This is a genomic window from Streptomyces sp. SCL15-4 (assembly GCF_033366695.1).
Classification (GTDB): Bacteria; Actinomycetota; Actinomycetes; order Streptomycetales; family Streptomycetaceae; genus Streptomyces.
The window spans coordinates 3,293,849-3,309,214 of sequence record NZ_JAOBTQ010000001.1 but is presented as its reverse complement, the minus strand read 5'-3'; the positions used below and the strand labels follow the sequence as shown (position 1 = coordinate 3,309,214).

General features: G+C 72.4%; 15 protein-coding genes. 9 read left to right on the top strand and 6 right to left on the bottom strand.

Translation table 11 applies throughout. The features are described from left to right. The first annotated feature begins 1 nt into the window (after window position 1). Complete coding sequence (locus tag SCK26_RS14115; RefSeq protein ID WP_318201670.1) at window positions 2-583, top strand: hypothetical protein; 582 nt, start codon at window positions 2-4, stop codon at window positions 581-583. Window positions 584-590: 7 nt separating this feature from the next. Next, entirely contained in the window at window positions 591-1,214 is a 624-nt protein-coding gene (locus tag SCK26_RS14110) for an OmpA family protein (RefSeq protein ID WP_318201669.1), read from the top strand. A 7-nt stretch (window positions 1,215-1,221) separates the two neighbouring features. Here SCK26_RS14110 and SCK26_RS14105 read toward each other — a convergent pair whose 3' ends face one another. Then, entirely contained in the window at window positions 1,222-1,602 is a 381-nt protein-coding gene (locus tag SCK26_RS14105; RefSeq protein ID WP_318201668.1) for a DUF192 domain-containing protein, read from the bottom strand. A gap of 50 nt (window positions 1,603-1,652) precedes the next feature. On the opposite strand from SCK26_RS14105, the gene SCK26_RS14100 reads away from it, so the two are divergent. The 6 genes from SCK26_RS14100 (at window position 1,653) to SCK26_RS14075 (ending at window position 9,496) form a co-directional block, all read left to right on the top strand. Further along, window positions 1,653-2,561, top strand: coding sequence for an LLM class flavin-dependent oxidoreductase (locus SCK26_RS14100; protein ID WP_318201667.1), 909 nt, complete (start codon window positions 1,653-1,655; stop codon window positions 2,559-2,561). A gap of 208 nt (window positions 2,562-2,769) precedes the next feature. After that, window positions 2,770-3,555 (top strand): methyltransferase domain-containing protein, encoded by a 786-nt coding sequence (locus tag SCK26_RS14095; RefSeq protein WP_318201666.1) that lies wholly within the window; start codon window positions 2,770-2,772, stop codon window positions 3,553-3,555. A 711-nt stretch (window positions 3,556-4,266) separates the two neighbouring features. Next, a complete protein-coding gene (locus SCK26_RS14090; RefSeq protein WP_318201665.1) occupies window positions 4,267-5,040 on the top strand; it encodes an isoprenyl transferase in 774 nt (257 codons plus the stop codon). A gap of 345 nt (window positions 5,041-5,385) precedes the next feature. After that, a complete protein-coding gene (locus SCK26_RS14085; protein ID WP_318201664.1) occupies window positions 5,386-6,711 on the top strand; it encodes a PhoH family protein in 1,326 nt (441 codons plus the stop codon). 381 nt (window positions 6,712-7,092) lie between these two features. Beyond that, the gene (locus SCK26_RS14080; protein ID WP_318201663.1) at window positions 7,093-7,827 is read left to right on the top strand and encodes a transglycosylase SLT domain-containing protein; all 735 of its coding nucleotides are present in this window, start codon (window positions 7,093-7,095) and stop codon (window positions 7,825-7,827) included. 151 nt (window positions 7,828-7,978) lie between these two features. Further along, window positions 7,979-9,496 (top strand): AI-2E family transporter, encoded by a 1,518-nt coding sequence (locus SCK26_RS14075; RefSeq protein ID WP_318201662.1) that lies wholly within the window; start codon window positions 7,979-7,981, stop codon window positions 9,494-9,496. A 30-nt stretch (window positions 9,497-9,526) separates the two neighbouring features. Here SCK26_RS14075 and SCK26_RS14070 read toward each other — a convergent pair whose 3' ends face one another. Next, window positions 9,527-10,060: an alkyl hydroperoxide reductase gene (locus SCK26_RS14070; RefSeq protein WP_030778759.1), complete on the bottom strand. Its 534-nt coding sequence runs from the start codon at window positions 10,058-10,060 to the stop codon at window positions 9,527-9,529. 3 nt (window positions 10,061-10,063) lie between these two features. Beyond that, window positions 10,064-10,618 (bottom strand): peroxiredoxin, encoded by a 555-nt coding sequence (locus tag SCK26_RS14065; RefSeq protein ID WP_318201661.1) that lies wholly within the window; start codon window positions 10,616-10,618, stop codon window positions 10,064-10,066. Window positions 10,619-10,750: 132 nt separating this feature from the next. Here SCK26_RS14065 and SCK26_RS14060 point away from each other — a divergent pair, with 132 nt between their 5' ends. After that, window positions 10,751-11,704, top strand: a complete 954-nt coding sequence (locus SCK26_RS14060; RefSeq protein ID WP_318201660.1) for a LysR substrate-binding domain-containing protein — start codon at window positions 10,751-10,753, stop codon at window positions 11,702-11,704. A 63-nt stretch (window positions 11,705-11,767) separates the two neighbouring features. Here SCK26_RS14060 and SCK26_RS14055 read toward each other — a convergent pair whose 3' ends face one another. Genes SCK26_RS14055 through SCK26_RS14045 form a run of 3 tightly spaced genes read right to left on the bottom strand, consistent with a single transcriptional unit; the run spans window position 11,768 to window position 15,308 of the window. After that, window positions 11,768-14,101, bottom strand: coding sequence for an ABC transporter permease (locus SCK26_RS14055; RefSeq protein ID WP_318201659.1), 2,334 nt, complete (start codon window positions 14,099-14,101; stop codon window positions 11,768-11,770). After that, a complete protein-coding gene (locus tag SCK26_RS14050) occupies window positions 14,098-14,787 on the bottom strand; it encodes an ABC transporter ATP-binding protein (protein ID WP_318201658.1) in 690 nt (229 codons plus the stop codon). Before SCK26_RS14050 ends, SCK26_RS14055 begins: the two co-directional genes overlap by 4 nt. Further along, the gene (locus tag SCK26_RS14045) at window positions 14,784-15,308 is read right to left on the bottom strand and encodes a PadR family transcriptional regulator (protein ID WP_318201657.1); all 525 of its coding nucleotides are present in this window, start codon (window positions 15,306-15,308) and stop codon (window positions 14,784-14,786) included. Before SCK26_RS14045 ends, SCK26_RS14050 begins: the two co-directional genes overlap by 4 nt. Window positions 15,309-15,366: the final 58 nt, after the last annotated feature.

Genomic DNA, 15,366 nt, shown 5'->3' with positions numbered 1-15,366 from the left:
GATGAGCATGCGGTTCACTGCGAAGGCCCGCAGAGGACTGGTCGCCCTGACCGTGGCGGCCGGTCTGGCCGCCGGTGCGACCGGTTGCGGGGGCAGCGGAGGCGGAGAGGACAAGCCACGCGGGCCGGCGTCCGCCCCGACGGCCGGCGACCCGGGCCCGAGCACCCAGGAGGACGACCCGGGCCGGCCGCTGGCGGAGCTGCGCGGGTCCGACGGCCTGCTCCTGCAGATCACCTCCGCCGAGCGCGACACGGGCGGCTTCGTCACGGTCAACGGCACGCTGAAGAACGACGGGGCGCGGACCGCCGTCATCCCCTCCGCGCTGAGCGGCAACGAGACCGAGATCATCAAGAACGGCAGATCGCTGGGCGGGGCCACGCTGGTCGACCCGCGGGGCAAGAAGCGGTACTACGTGCTGCGGGACACCGAGGGCCGGCCGCTGACGACGACCGGCTTCACCACCCTCAAGTCCGGCGCCACCCTCGCCGTCTTCATGCAGTTCCCGGCGCCCCCGGCCGGGGTGACCGAGGTGGACTTCCAGCTGCCGACGTTCACCTCCGCCGGCATCAAGATCTCCGGGTGAGGCGCGCGTGACCACCACACCCCGCCTCGCCCTCCTCGGCACCCTGCTGCTGTGCGTCCTGAACCTGCCCGCCGCTCCGGCCGCCGCCGACGGCACCGGCCCCGGCGAACCCCCTCTCACCGAACCCACCGCCGCCGCCCCCGTCGACGTCGACCCCACCGACCCCGACCTCAAGCTCCCGGAGGGCGCCACGCTCGCCGGGGCGAAGGTGCTGGACATCAAGCTGGTCGTGGAGGAGCAGAGCGGGGACGAACGGCGGGAGGACACCAACGCCGACGTGACCTTCGCCCTCCAGACCGAGGTGCTGTTCGGCAAGGACAGCGCCACGGTCGGCGGCGCGGCCAAGACCCGCATCGCCACCATCGCCGAGGAGATCCGCGCACAGCACGCCACCCGGGTCCGCGTCTTCGGCTTCACCGACAGCCTCGGCACCACCACCCACGGCGTCGCCCTCTCCAAGCGGCGCGCCGACGCCGTGCAGGCCGTGCTGGACCAGGACCTGAACACGCCGTCCATCACCTTCGACGTCCGCGGCTACGGCGAGCAGTACCCGATCGCCGACAACTCCACCGAGGCCGGCCGGAAGAAGAACCGCCGGGTCGAGGTGTCCTTCCCGCGCACCGACCGGTGACCGCCGGCTACGGCTCCGCCTCCACGTCCACCTCCACGCGCACGCCCGTCCGCACCCCCCACCCCGCCATCGCCCCGGCCGCCGCCTCCAGCACGTGCCGGGCCCGCGGGCGGGGCAGGCCCAGGCGGCCCGGGGGCATCGTGCGGACGGCGATCACGGTGAGGCGGCGGTCCAGGTAGGCCACGTCGATCGGGATCCGCATCCCGAACGTGTGCACCCCGCTCGCCGGTGACAGCAGCATCGCCCCGTCCACCGCGTCCCGGCCCAGCAATCCCTTCGTCCGGGCCCGGTAGGAGGCCGAGATCTCCAGGGGAACGGAGAGTGCCGGCACCTCCCCGGCGTCCGTCCGCACGGTCAGCCGTCCCCGCCCGTCCCGCCATCGCCCCATGCCCCGCCCACCCCTTCCGTGCCCGTCGACCGCCCGCGCCCGTAATTGTGTTGTCCTTTCCCGTCCTCCCCACTAGGAAGGGCGCTATGACAGGACTCGGTGCCGTGTTCCGCCCCCAGCTCCCTCCCGAACGCCTCCGGGCCGTCGCCCGCGCCGCGGACGAGTCGGGGCTCGACGAACTGTGGCTGTGGGAGGACTGCTTCCTGGAAGGCGGGGTGTCCACGGCCGCCGCCGCGCTCGCCTGGACCGAACGGGTGCGGGTCGGCATCGGACTGCTGCCCGTACCGCTGCGGAACGTGGCCGTCACCGCGATGGAGGCCGCCTCGCTGGAGCGCATGTTCCCCGGCCGGGCCGTCCTCACCGTGGGGCACGGGGTGCAGGAGTGGATGGGCCAGGTCGGCGCCCGGGCCGCCTCGCCGCTCGGCCTCCTCGGCGAACACCTCGACGCCCTGCGCGCCCTGCTGCGCGGCGAGCGGCTCGACGTGCGCGGGCGGTACGTCCGGCTGGACGACGTCGCCCTCGACTGGCCGCCGGAGCGCCCGGTCGACATCCTCGCGGGCGCCACCGGGCCGCGTACGCTCCGGCTCACCGGCGAGAAGGCCGACGGCACCCTCCTGACCATCGCCACTTCGGCGGACGGCGTACGGCGGGCCCGGGAACTGATCGAGGAGGGCCGCCGGGCGGCGGGCCGCACGGGCGCGCACCGGATCGTCGTCTATCTGCTGGCCGCCACGGGTACGGACGCCGAGGCCCGGCTGCGCGCCGAACTCAGCGCCGAGGGCCTGGGGCAGGTCCCGGGCCTGGGCGTCGCCGGGGACGCGGAGGCGGTGGCCGAGGCGGTGCGGCGCCTGGCCGAGGCCGGCGCGGACACCGTCGTGCTCCAGCCGACGGCGGACGAACCCGACCCGGAGGGCTTCATCCGTTTCGCGGCCCAGCGCGTCGCCCCGCTGATCCGATGACGACCGCCGCCGAGGACGCGGGCACCACCCTGCCCGTGCCCCGGCGGCTCCCTCCGAACCGGCCCGGCAGTCCCCGCGCGCGGGCAGCCGCCCCGCAGGAGCGGCACTCCTCGCCCCGGACGCGTCCGCCGTCGCGCCGGGCCGCTCCACACCGCCGCTGACGGAAAAATCGCGGGCCGCCTTCGCGGGTCGCTGGGATCATGGGCGTATGAGTGCGGAGCGGTCCTTCGAGGAACTGGTGGCCGAGGGGGCCGGTGTGCCCACCGAGGGGTGGGACTTCTCCTGGTTCGAGGGACGGGCCAGTGAGGCGCGGCCGTCGTGGGGCTACGCCCGGTCGGCGGCGGAGCGGCTGGCCGGGGCCGGGGCCGCGCTCGACGTCCAGACCGGCGGCGGCGAGGTGCTGGACTTCGCGCTGGGCCGGGCGGAGCCGGCCCGGCCGCCGCTCGTGGCGGCGACCGAGGGCTGGCCGCCGAACGTGGCCAAGGCCACCGCCCTGCTCCGGCCCCGCGGCGTCGTCGTGGTCGCCGCCCCGGCCGACGCGCCGCTGCCCTTCGCGGACGAGGCGTTCGACCTGGTGCTCAGCCGGCATCCGGTCCGCCCCCACTGGACGGAGATCGCCCGGGTGCTGCGGCCCGGCGGGACGTACTTCGCCCAGCACGTGGGACCCGCCAGCGTCTTCGAGCTGGTCGAGTACTTCCTCGGGCCGCAGCCGGAGGAGGTCCGCCGCGCCCGCGACCCCGAGCGGGAGCGGGCCGCCGCCGAGGCGGCGGGGCTGGAGGTCACCGGCCTGCGGGCCGAACGGCTGCGGATGGAGTTCCACGACATCGCCGCCGTCGTCCACTTCCTGCGCAAGGTCGTCTGGATGGTCCCGGGCTTCACGGTCGAGGCGTACGAGCCACGGCTCCGCGCGCTGCACGAGCGGATCGGGAAGGAGGGGCCGTTCGTCGCGCACAGCGCCCGGCACCTCTTCGACGTACGCAAACCCGGACGCTGACGACACCGGATCTCCCCGTCGCCATCGCCCCTGGGTTCACATACGCCCCGGCCGTCACATAAGTTCGGACCAGGTGATTCGCGTCGGCAAAGCCACGCGGCCGGCGGCGCGCGGTGGAGGGGGCCGCGCGGCGCCGTGGAGCCGTCCGGGTATTCCGCCGGGCGCGGCCGGGCCCGGCCGGGACGCCGTAGCGGAACGGTCAAGTCCACTGCTCGCCGGCGGGGTCGCCCATCGGGGGGACTCCGGCCACCCTCCCGATGATTCCCCCAGGACGGCGTAATCCTTGCGAATCCCATCGCGCTCGGCCGGATCTGCCTGTGATTCCGCTGTGAATGGCCCGGGAAACGCTCCGGAATCCCGCATTCCGTGACCACGTCGGCGTTGCCGGACGATTCCGGAGAGTAGTTGTGGCACGCCGATGCACCCACCATCACTTACGAAGGGTTATGGTGGAAACCCCCCCTCGGGCCGGTCCGTCTCCCCCCCACGGACCGGCCCGTTTTTTTCATGCGGGAGGACGACGGGGTTCCGGAACCGCCCGGCCCCGGCCCGGCGTCCCCGCCAAGGGGCGCGGCCCCGGCGGCGCACACCGCCGCCGCGTGGCCAAACCCCGGGCCGGACCGGGCCCGCGGCAGCGGTAGGCTCGACGGCTCCGGCACCCCCTACGGCTCCGGCACCCCCCTACCCCGCGCCCAACCCCCGGAGGGTCACGTGAACCTGCGCGACAAGCTGCGCGGTCTGCTCGTCAGGCTCTACGCACGCCGGGTGGAAGGTCACCTGGATCACGCTCAGGTGCCCAAGCACATCGGCGTCATCATGGACGGCAACCGCCGCTGGGCGAAGGCGTCCGGCTCGACCACCGTGCACGGGCACCGGGCCGGTGCCGAGAAGATCGAGGAGTTCCTCGGCTGGTGCTCCGAGACCGACGTCGAGGTGGTCACGCTCTGGCTGCTGTCCACCGACAACTTCGACCGCCCGCAGGACGAACTGGTCCCCCTGCTCGGCATCATCGAGGACGTCGTACGCACCCTCGCCGCCGACGGCCGCTGGCGGGTGCACCACGTCGGCACGATGGACCTGCTGCCCGCCGGCATGCAGCGCACCCTGAAGGAAGCCGAGGAGAGCACCGCCCACACCGACGGCATACTCGTCAACGTGGCCATCGGCTACGGCGGCCGGCAGGAGATCGCCGACGCCGTGCGCTCGATGCTGCACGAGGCGCACGACCGGGGCCTGTCCCTGGAGGACCTCGCCGAGTCCGTCGACGTCGACATGATCGGCCGTCACCTCTACACCGGCGCCCAGCCCGACCCGGACCTGGTGATCCGCACCAGCGGTGAACAGCGGCTGTCCGGATTCATGCTCTGGCAGACCGCTCATTCCGAGTACTACTTCTGCGAGGTCTTCTGGCCGGCCTTCCGGAAGGTCGACTTCCTGCGCGCCCTGCGCGACTACGCCGCACGTCACCGCCGTTACGGCGGCTGAACCGGCCCGCCCCGCCCCGTCGCCCCCGGTGACGGGGCGTCGTCGTGCCCCCCGATTGGCACACACGTCACAAGGAGTTCACCAGCGCGCCGGTGGCCGCATTTGCATGGCGCCGTCCGTTCGAGGGCATAAACCCAACAGGTCGACACCCGAACCACGGGCGTCGTATCTCAGCGGGCGGCTCGGGGCCGTCCGCCCGGGAGGCCCCTTGCACCAGCCCGACCGTGCGGTCACGGCACGGCATCAGCCGCGGGGGCCGGTTCACGGCCCGCCGTGCGGGGGCCGGACACCGGTCCAGCAACTCCTCGTCGCTCCCCGACCACATCCGAGGGGGTACGTCCTTCCGTGGTGACCAGCACACAGCGCCACAAGCCCGACCGGCGCACGTATGTTCTCGACACCAGCGTCCTGCTGGCCGACCCGAACGCCCTGACCCGCTTCGACGAGCACGAGGTCGTGCTCCCCATCGTGGTGGTCACGGAGCTGGAGGCCAAGCGGCACCATCCCGAACTCGGCTACTTCGCCCGGCAGGCCCTGCGCCTGCTCGACGACTACCGGGTCCGGCACGGCCGCCTCGACGCCCCCATTCCGACCGGGGACCTCGGCGGAACGCTCCGGGTGGAGTTGAACCACTCGGACCCCAGCGTGCTGCCCTCGGGCTACCGACTGGGCGACAACGACTCCCGCATCCTCGCGGTGGCCCGCAACCTCCAGGCGGAGGGATACGACGTCACCGTCGTGTCGAAGGACCTCCCGCTGAGGATCAAGGCGTCCTCCGTCGGTCTCCTCGCCGAGGAGTACCGGGCCGAACTCGCCATCACGGAGAACTCCGGCTGGACCGGGATGTCGGAACTCACCCTGCCCGGCGAACAGGTGGACATCCTCTTCGAGGAAGGACACGTGTACGTCCCGGAGGCGTCCGGCCTGCCCGTGCACACCGGCCTGACCATCCAGTCCGAACGCGGCAAGGCGCTCGGCCGGGTCACCGCCGAGGGCAACGTCCGCCTGGTGCGCGGCGAGCGGGAGGCGTTCGGCATCAAGGGCCGCAGCGCCGAGCAGCGCATCGCGCTCGACCTGCTCCTCGACCCGGACATCGGCATCGTCTCGATGGGCGGCCGGGCCGGCACCGGCAAGTCGGCGCTGGCGCTGTGCGCGGGCCTGGAAGCCGTCCTGGAACGCCGGCAGCACAAGAAGGTGATGGTCTTCCGGCCGCTGTACGCGGTCGGCGGGCAGGAACTGGGCTATCTGCCGGGCACCGAGGCGGAGAAGATGAGCCCCTGGGCGCAGGCCGTCTTCGACACCCTCTCGGCGGTCACCAGCCGCGAGGTCATCGAGGAGGTCACCGCCCGCGGGATGCTGGAGGTCCTCCCGCTGACCCACATCCGCGGCCGCTCGCTGCACGACGCGTTCGTGATCGTGGACGAGGCGCAGTCGCTGGAGAAGAACGTCCTGCTGACGGTGCTGTCCCGGATCGGCGCGGGCTCCCGGGTGGTGCTCACCCACGACGTGGCCCAGCGGGACAACCTGCGCGTGGGCCGCTACGACGGAGTGGTCGCCGTGGTCGAGAAGCTGAAGGGGCATCCGCTCTTCGCCCACGTCACGCTGACGCGGTCCGAGAGATCCCAGATTGCCGCACTTGTGACCGAAATGCTGGAGGACGGTCACATCTGACGCACCCCGCCCAGCGGTTGGCGCCGTCCGGCAAAGGCCAAGAGCCTAGCCGGGCGGCGCCGTCGTGCGTGGAGCTTTCCTGAAATCGCCAGGGCCAAACGGGATGTGAGCTTTCACACGCAACACAGAATTGCCACGCGGCGTCCGGTTACGGCAGAGTCTCGTTCCTGTCAGGCCCCGCATACGACACAGCTGTACCCCCAGCGGTGCAGCACCCCGCAGGCCCCACCAACTCCATACAGTTCGTCGTATGCCGCCCGCGCACCACGCGGCGCTCTCCGCCGGAGAGTTGCCCACCGGGCCCGCGCCTCCCGTGACCCCGCAGTTGGGAGGCCTGTGTCAGGGGCACGATCGCGTCCGCCAGGGTCACCGAAGCGGGCGATGCTGGAAGGAAACCGTGTGAGCCGGATTTCGGTCCGGGGATTCGCAGTGGCCTCGGCCACCGCGGTCACCGCTGTCGGAAGCGTCGTCGGCGTTGCCTCGGGCAGCACCGCGCAGACCAACGACGCCGCCGAGGCTACGGCAGCCGACGCCACGCTCCTCGCGGACATACCCGCGGGTCAGCAGGTCGAGGTGCAGACCGCGTCCCTCACGCAGCAGGCGGACGCCCAGGCCATCGCCGCGGACGCGACCGCCAAGAAGGACGCCGAGGAGGCGGCCCGCATGGCGGCCGCCGAGACCGCGATCGCGAAGAAGAAGGCCGCCGAGCAGAAGGCGGCCGAGGCCGCCAAGGAGGCCAAGGAGCGCCTGGAGGCCAAGGCCGCGGCCAGCCGCGGCGGGACCGACGTCCGCGACTCCTCCACCTTCCCGGTCCAGGGCAGCTACAGCGTGGCCCAGATCCAGGCGATGGCGCGCCAGATGGTGGCCGGCAACCAGTTCCAGTGCTTCAGCAACATCGTGGACCACGAGTCCAGCTGGAACTACCAGGCGGTCAACGCCTCCTCCGGTGCCTACGGTCTCTTCCAGGCCCTGCCCGCCGGCAAGTACGCCTCGGCCGGTGCCGACTGGCGGACCAATCCGGCGACCCAGATCAAGTGGGGCCTCAACTACATGAACGAGCGGTACGGCAGCCCCTGCCAGGCCTGGTCGTTCTGGTCGGCCAACCACTGGTACTGACCCGCGCGCCGGTCCGCCCGGCCGCAGCTCACCCTCGCGCAGCCCTTCCCCGTCCTCAGGGGAGGGGCTTTCGCCCTGTACGGTCTAACGCGGACGACTCCACGGGGGAGTAGTGGCGAGCACGCGGCGACGCGGGGGAAGAGGACGGAGCATGGCGCGAGTGCCACGGTGGCTGGGCCGGATCGGGCGTGGTCTGGCCGAGATGAGCGAACGGCTGGACGAGCGCCGCGCGGAGGTGGAGAAGGAGCAGGACGAGCCCGTCGGCCCCGAGTCCGCCGCCGAGGCGTCCGGCGCCGAGGCGGCCCCGCCGGCCCGCGCGAGCGCGCCGGGCCCCGCCCGCCGCACCGCCCCGCCGTCCGGGCGCCGTCCCGACCCCGCCGAGGCCGTGCCCTGGGGTGTCCGGGTCGCCGCCGAGGCGGGCTGGCGGCTGCTGGTGCTGGCCGGCACGCTGTGGGTGCTGATGCGGGTCATCAGCGCGGTGCAGCTGGTGGTGTTCGCCTTCGTCATCGCCCTGCTGGTCACCGCCCTGCTCCAGCCGACGGTCGCCCGGCTCACCCGCCGCGGGGTGCCGCGCGGACCGGCCACCGCGCTCACCGCCATCAGCGGCTTCGTCGTCATCGGCCTGATGGGCTGGTTCGTGACCTGGCAGGTCATGGAGAACATCGACACGCTCTCCAGCCAGATCCAGTCCGGCATCGACGACCTGCGCAACTGGCTGCTGAAGAGCCCCTTCCACGTCACCGACAAGCAGATCAACCAGATCGCCAAGAACCTGCGCGAGGCGATCGGCGCCAACGCCGACCAGATAACGTCCGCGGGCCTGGAGGGCGTCCAGGTCATCGTGGAGGCCCTGACCGGCATACTGCTGGTGTTCTTCTCGACGCTCTTCCTGCTCTACGACGGCAAGCGGATCTGGGAGTGGTTCCTGAAGCTGGTGCCCGCCGCCGCCCGCCCGGGCGTGGCCGGCGCCGGTCCGCGGGCCTGGCGCACGCTGACCGCGTACGTGCGCGGCACGGTGCTGGTCGCCCTCATCGACGCGATCTTCATCGGCATCGGCATCTACTTCCTGGACGTGCCGATGGCCGTCCCGCTGGCCGTGTTCATCTTCCTGTTCTCGTTCATCCCGCTGGTCGGCGCGGTCGCCTCCGGCGCGCTCGCGGTGATCGTCGCGCTGGTCACCCAGGGCGTGTTCACGGCGCTGATGACCCTGGTGGTGGTGCTCGCGGTCCAGCAGATCGAGGGCCATGTGCTCCAGCCGTTCATCCTCGGCCGCGCGGTCCGGGTGCACCCGCTGGCGGTGGTCCTGACCGTGGCCGCCGGCGGCATGGTGGCCGGCATCGGCGGCGCGGTGGTGGCCGTGCCGCTGGTGGCGGTGACGAACACGGTGGTGGGATACCTGCGGACGTACGCGCGGCAGCAGGCCGGCGAGACCGGCGACGACGAGCCCGCCGAGGCCGGGCCGGACGCCGCGGCCTCCGGCGAGAGCGGCAGCAAGGCCCTCGGCGAGGACGCCGCGAAGGCGCCCGGCGAGAGCGCCGCGAAGGCGACCGGGGAGAGCGCCGGGAAGGGCCTCGGCGAGAGCGCCGGGGAGAAGGCTTCCGGCGCGAGCGCGGAGACCGCTCCCCGCGAGGGTGCCGAGGACGGCGAAAACCCCGCCCACACGGAGTGAGCGGGGTCTTCGGGACCTTCGGGACGAGTCCTACTCGGCCAGGACGGCCTCGGCGTCCACGGTGACGGCGATCGCCTGCACCACGGAGGCGATCTTGAACGCCTCCTGGACGGTCTCGCGCTCCACGCCGGCCTTGCGCAGCACCTGCTCGTGCGAGTCCAGGCACATGCCGCAGCCGTTGATCGCGGAGACCGCGAACGACCACAGCTCGAAGTCGACCTTCTCCACGCCCGGGTTGCCGATGACGTTCATCCGCAGGCCCGCGCGCAGGGTGCCGTACTCGTGGTCGGACAGCAGGTGCCGGGTGCGGTAGAAGACGTTGTTCATCGCCATGATGGCGGCGGCCGACTTGGCGGCCTGGTACGCCTCCGGCGACAGGTTCGCCTTCGCCTCCGGCTCCAGTTCACGCAGCACGATCGGGGAGCGGGAGGCGATCGCGGTCGCCAGCACCGTGCCCCACAGCTGCTGCGCCGGCAGGTCCGAGTTGCCGATGACCGAGCCCAGGTTGAGCTTCAGGTCCTTGGCGTAGTCCGGGATACGGGACTTCAGGGAGTCGAGCGACACGGGTCACTCACCAGCCAGCAGCGCGACCGGGTCGAGGGTCTGCTCGCCCTTGGTCCAGTTGCAGGGGCACAGCTCGTCGGTCTGCAGGGCGTCCAGCACCCGCAGGACCTCCTTGGGGTTGCGGCCCACGGAACCGGCGGTGACCATCGTGAACTGGATCTCGTGGTTCGGGTCGACGACGAAGACGGCGCGCTGGGCGTAGCCGTCCTCGCCCTCGATGCCGAGGTCGCGCATCAGCTCGTGCTTGGGGTCCGCCATCATCGGGAACGGCAGGTCGGTCAGGTCCGGGTGGTCCTTGCGCCAGGCGTGGTGCACGAACTCGGAGTCACCGGAGAAGCCGAGGATCTGCGCGTCGCGGTCGGCGAACTCTTCGTTCAGCTTCCCGAACGCGGCGATCTCGGTCGGGCACACGAAGGTGAAGTCCTTGGGCCAGGCGAAGACCACGAGCCACTTGCCCTCGTAGGACTTGTGGTTGATCTGCCCGAACTCCTTGCCCTTCTCCAGCGAGACACAGGCGGTCAGGTCGAACTCGGGGAACTTGTCACCGACAGTGAGCACAGACTCTCCTTGCAGCGAAGAAACTTCCCTTTTGGGGCGTTTCCCAGGGGTTGGACTCTGTTGATGGTGGCACAGGGTGCATTGATTAGTGAAATAGCTACACTCGGTCGTGTTGATTGGAGGCGGTTATCAGTGACGACCGGGAACGGGAAACGGCGGCAGCCCACGCTGTCCCAGCTGCGGGCGTTCGTCGCCGTGGCCGAGCATCTGCACTTCCGGGACGCGGCGGCGGCCATCGGGATGAGCCAGCCCGCCCTGTCCGGCGCCGTCTCCGCGCTGGAGGAGACCCTCGGGGTGACCCTCCTCGAGCGTACGACGCGCAAGGTGCTGCTCTCGTCCGCGGGTGAGCGGCTGGCCGTGCGGGCCAAGGCGGTGCTGGACGAGGTCGGCGCGCTGCTGGAGGAGGCCGAGGCGGTCCGGGCGCCGTTCACGGGCGCGCTGCGCCTCGGCGTGATCCCGACCGTCGCGCCGTATCTGCTGCCGGCCGTGCTCCGGCTGGTCCACGAGCGCTACCCGCAGCTCGACCTCCAGGTGCACGAGGAGCAGACCGCCAGCCTGCTCGACGGCCTGCACTCCGGCCGGCTCGACCTGCTGTTGCTCGCGGTGCCGCTCGGCGTCCCCGGCGTGGTCGAACTCCCTTTGTTCGACGAGGACTTCGTGCTCGTCACCCCGCTCGACCACTGGCTCGGCGGCCGGGAGGGCATACCCCGCGAAGCGCTGAAGGAGCTGCATCTGCTGCTCCTGGACGAGGGCCACTGCCTGCGCGACCAGGCCCTCGACATCTGCCGGGAGGCCGGCCGCGAGGACGCGCCGGTCACCACCACGGCCGCCGGACTGTCCACGCTGGTCCAGCTGGTGGCGGGCGGCCTCGGCTGCACGCTGCTGCCGCGCACCGCGCTGAAGCTGGAGACCTCCCGCAGCAGCCAGCTGCTCACCGGTGCCTTCGCCGACCCCGCCCCGAGCCGCCGCGTCGCCTTCGCCATGCGCGCGGGCGCGGCCCGCGCCGCGGAGTACGAGGAGCTGGCGGCGGCACTGCGGGACGCGCTGCGGGCTCTGCCGGTCCGGGTGCTGGACGGTTCCGACTAGCGCTCCGGGCCGGCGGGAACCGGGCGCGCGGTGTCCCGCGCCCCTGCGGGCGCGGGACCACGCCTACTCCGTCCGCAGCCCTTCCGGCCGCATCATGCGAAGCAGCGGCGGCAGGCTCAGCAAGGTGACCGCCAGGACCACTCCCGCCCCCGCGCCCGCCATCGACAGCACGTTCGACCAGTCCACGGACACCGTCGTGTCCGTCATCTTCAGCAGGACCGCGCCGAGGGTCAGGCCCACCGCCGAGGCCAGCAGCAGGCCGAGCGTGATCGGTACCGCCGTCTGCCACAGCACCGACAGCCCCAGCGTGCGGCGCCGGGTGCCGAAGGCGACCAGCGACGACAGCAGCTTGCGCCGCTCGCGCAACTGCTCCAGCTGGGAGACCAGCAGGCTCGCCCCGATCAGCGCCAGCACGCAGACCGCGCCGAGGAACAGGCCGGTGCGCAGGGAGGTGTACTTGCGGGACTGCGTGGTCGCCGCCCAGTGCCAGACGCTCGAGAGCCGGTCCACCCGTGCCGCCGTGTTCCGTACGTACTGGTCCGCGTCCGGCACCGACAGGTCCAGGCGGACGTAGACCTGGTGGTACAGGGCCGGCGCGGCCTCGGCGGGCAGCGCGGACGGGGTGAGCAGCAGGCCGCTGACGTTCGACCGGAGCGAGTCCTCGCGCGCGGTGACCCGGCGCAGTCCGGCCGGTACCGTCCAGGGGATCTCGCGCCCGCGTACGCTCTCCGAATAGGTGGCGTCGATGAAGCCCTCCCGGCCCGGTCGCAGGGCGGCCCGGGCCGCGGCGCCGTCGTTCGGGTCCGGGATGAGGAACACGTCGCCGTCCCGGCAGGACGGCAGGTGGGCCAGTTCGCGCAGCGCGGCGCAGTCGCCGACGGTGAGGCCCGTCGTGTTGCCGGGATCGCGGCGCCGGTCGCCCAGCGAGCCGGAGGAGATCGCCACCGCCGCCCGGACGCCCTTGGTGCGCGGGAACTCGCGGGCCGCCGCCGGCAGCGCGGACCCGTTCGAGAGGTCGATCTGCACCGACGCGCGCTCCGGGTCCTGGCCGGTCTCCTTGGTGTACTGGCCCTCCACGCCCGCGAACAGCATCTGCAGCGCGATCGCCCCGGCCACCGCCACGGCGATGCCGTTGACCATGCGGGCCGCCGTGCCACTGCTCAACTGAAGCCTTCGCACGGCCAGTTGCCAGGAGACCGGTCCCGAGCCGAGCCGGGCCACGGCCGCCTCCACCAGCCAGGGCAGCAGCGCGCTGACGCCGACCAGGAGCAGCAGCACGCCGCCGACGACCAGGTACTCGTTGAAGTCGCCGTGGGAGCGGCCGTTGCCGATCATCGGGACCAGCATCGCCAGGCCCGCCACCGGCGGCAGCAGTCGCCACCACAGGCGCCGCCGGGCCTGCTTGGCCGTGCGCACCACGCCGAGCGGTTCGACGGCCACCCCGCGCATCGCGAACAGCGTCACCCCCACCGCGGCGGCCGGAACCGCCACCCCGACCAGCACGACCAGCGCGGGGGAGGGGTTCAGGTAGCTGGGGAAGAAGCTCTCGCCGAGCACCTCCACCGAGCCCGCCGCCTGCCGTCCGATCAGGAAGAAGACCGTACCGACGGCCAGCCCGAGCACCGCTCCGGCCAGTGCCTCGCCCGCCGCGATCCGGCGGGTCATCCGGCGGTCGGAGCCCACCAGCCGCAGCGCGGCCAGCCGGCGGTCGCGCCGCTCGCCGCCGAACCGCACGGCCGCGGCGATGAACACGGCGACCGGCGTGAGCAGGACGACGAACACCACCAGCGTCATCATGATGAGCACCGGGTCGGCCCGCTCGGACGTCGGACGCCGGTCGCCGAACGCGGTCAGGCGCACCACGTGCGAGCTGTTCTCCTGCACCGCCAGGTCGTCGGCGCCCGCGTAGTAGGCCAGTTCGTGCGATCCGATCAGCCCGGCCTCGCCGATCGTGCCGGTGATCCGTTCCGGCAGCCGCTCCCGCAGCAGCCGGCCCCCGTCGGAGGAGAGCACCTTCCTCAGCTCCGGCGAGACCACCATCTCGCCCGGCGCGGGGAAGCGGTCCACGCCCGGCGGCAGCGGTGCCCGCGCGCCCTCGGGCTCCAGGAAACGGCCCCGGACGTCCTTGTCGTGCCACTTGGTGTCGCCCGAGCCGACCAGCACGGTGTTCTCGCCCTTCGGCGGCACCTTCGCGCTGTAGGTGAGGTCCGTGCGGGCCTCCTCGCGCTGGTGCCGTGCCGTCAGCACGTTCGGCAGCGCGGTCGTCAGCAGCAGCAGCGCCACGCCCAGGCCGACGCCGACCGCCGTCAGCACCATCCGGACCCAGCCCTCGCGTCCGCCGGTGACGGCGAACCGGAGGCCCATGCCGAGGTCCCTGGTCCACTGCCGGATGTTCATATGGCGCGCTCCATGTCGCGGGACCTGCCGTCGCGTACGACGATCTCCCGGTCGGAGTAGGCGGCCACCCGGGCCTCGTGGGTGACCAGCACCACGGCCGTGTTGGCGGAGCGGGCCGCGTCGGTCAGCAGCTCCATCACCCGCTCGCCGTTGAGGGAGTCGAGGGCGCCGGTCGGCTCGTCGGCGAAGATCACCCGGGGCCCGGTGACCAGGGCCCGCGCCACCGCGACCCGCTGGCCCTGGCCGCCGGAGACCTCGCCGGGCCGCTTGTCCTGGAGGTCGTCCACCTCCAGGCGTTCCATCCAGGTGAGCGCGGCCCGCTCGGCCTCCTTGCGGGGGCGGCCGTTCAGCCTCAGCGGCAGGGCCACGTTCTCCACGCAGGTCAGCTCCGGGACGAGCTGGCCGAACTGGAAGACGAACCCGAAGTCGCTGCGGCGCAGCGCGCTGCGCTCGGTGTCGCCCAGGCCGGCGAGTTCGCGGCCGTCGTAGGTGATGGAGCCGGAGTCGGGCGGCACGATGCCGGCCAGGCAGTGCAGCAGCGTCGACTTGCCGGAGCCGGAGGGGCCCATCACGGCGACGACCTCGCCGGCGTGGATGGAGAAGTCGGCGCCGTCGAGCGCGACGGTGGGGCCGTAGGCCTTGCGCAGGTTCTCGGCGGCGAGCAGGGAGCCGGGGGGAGGGGTCACCGGGTCACCTCCGCGCGGAGCTTGTCGAGGCGGGCGGCGGTCAGTTCCAGCCAGCGCAGGTCGGCCTCCAGGTGGAACAGGGCGTGGTCGCAGATCAGCTGGTCCGCGAGGTCGCCCTTGCGCTTGCGGTCGGTGAGGATGCGCATGCTGCGCAGGTGCTCGGCCCGCTGGGTGTCGAGGATGTCGGCGGCGTCGCGGTGGGTGAGGAGGGCGAGGACGACCTTGGTGTAGAGGGTCGACTGGAGGTACTCCGCGGGCTTCTCCGGGGTGGCGAGCCAGCGCTCGACGTCGGTGACGCCGGCGTCGGTGATGGCGTACCGCTTGCGCTCGGGGCCGCCGCCGGCCTCGATCCCGTCGACTTCCACGAGACCGTTCTTCAGCAGCCGGGACATCGTGGAGTAGACCTGGCCGTAGTGCAGCGGCCGGTCGTGACCGAATTTCTCGTCGAAGGCCCGCTTGAGGTCGTAGCCGTGGCGCGGGCCGGACTCCAGGAGCCCGAGGAGGGTGTGACCGATGGACATGGCAGCACTCTACACATCGTGTATACGCACGGTGTATACGTGCCGTGCGAAGCCCGGA

Coding starts and splice junctions, on each gene's coding strand:
- SCK26_RS14080 (WP_318201663.1), top strand. CDS start 7,093: ATGCTGGAAGGAAACCGTGTGAGCCGGATTTCGGTCCGGGGATTCGCA.
- SCK26_RS14115 (WP_318201670.1), top strand. CDS start 2: ATGAGCATGCGGTTCACTGCGAAGGCCCGCAGAGGACTGGTCGCCCTG.
- SCK26_RS14075 (WP_318201662.1), top strand. CDS start 7,979: ATGGCGCGAGTGCCACGGTGGCTGGGCCGGATCGGGCGTGGTCTGGCC.
- SCK26_RS14055 (WP_318201659.1), bottom strand. CDS start 14,101: ATGAACATCCGGCAGTGGACCAGGGACCTCGGCATGGGCCTCCGGTTC.
- SCK26_RS14095 (WP_318201666.1), top strand. CDS start 2,770: ATGAGTGCGGAGCGGTCCTTCGAGGAACTGGTGGCCGAGGGGGCCGGT.
- SCK26_RS14045 (WP_318201657.1), bottom strand. CDS start 15,308: ATGTCCATCGGTCACACCCTCCTCGGGCTCCTGGAGTCCGGCCCGCGC.
- SCK26_RS14105 (WP_318201668.1), bottom strand. CDS start 1,602: ATGGGGCGATGGCGGGACGGGCGGGGACGGCTGACCGTGCGGACGGAC.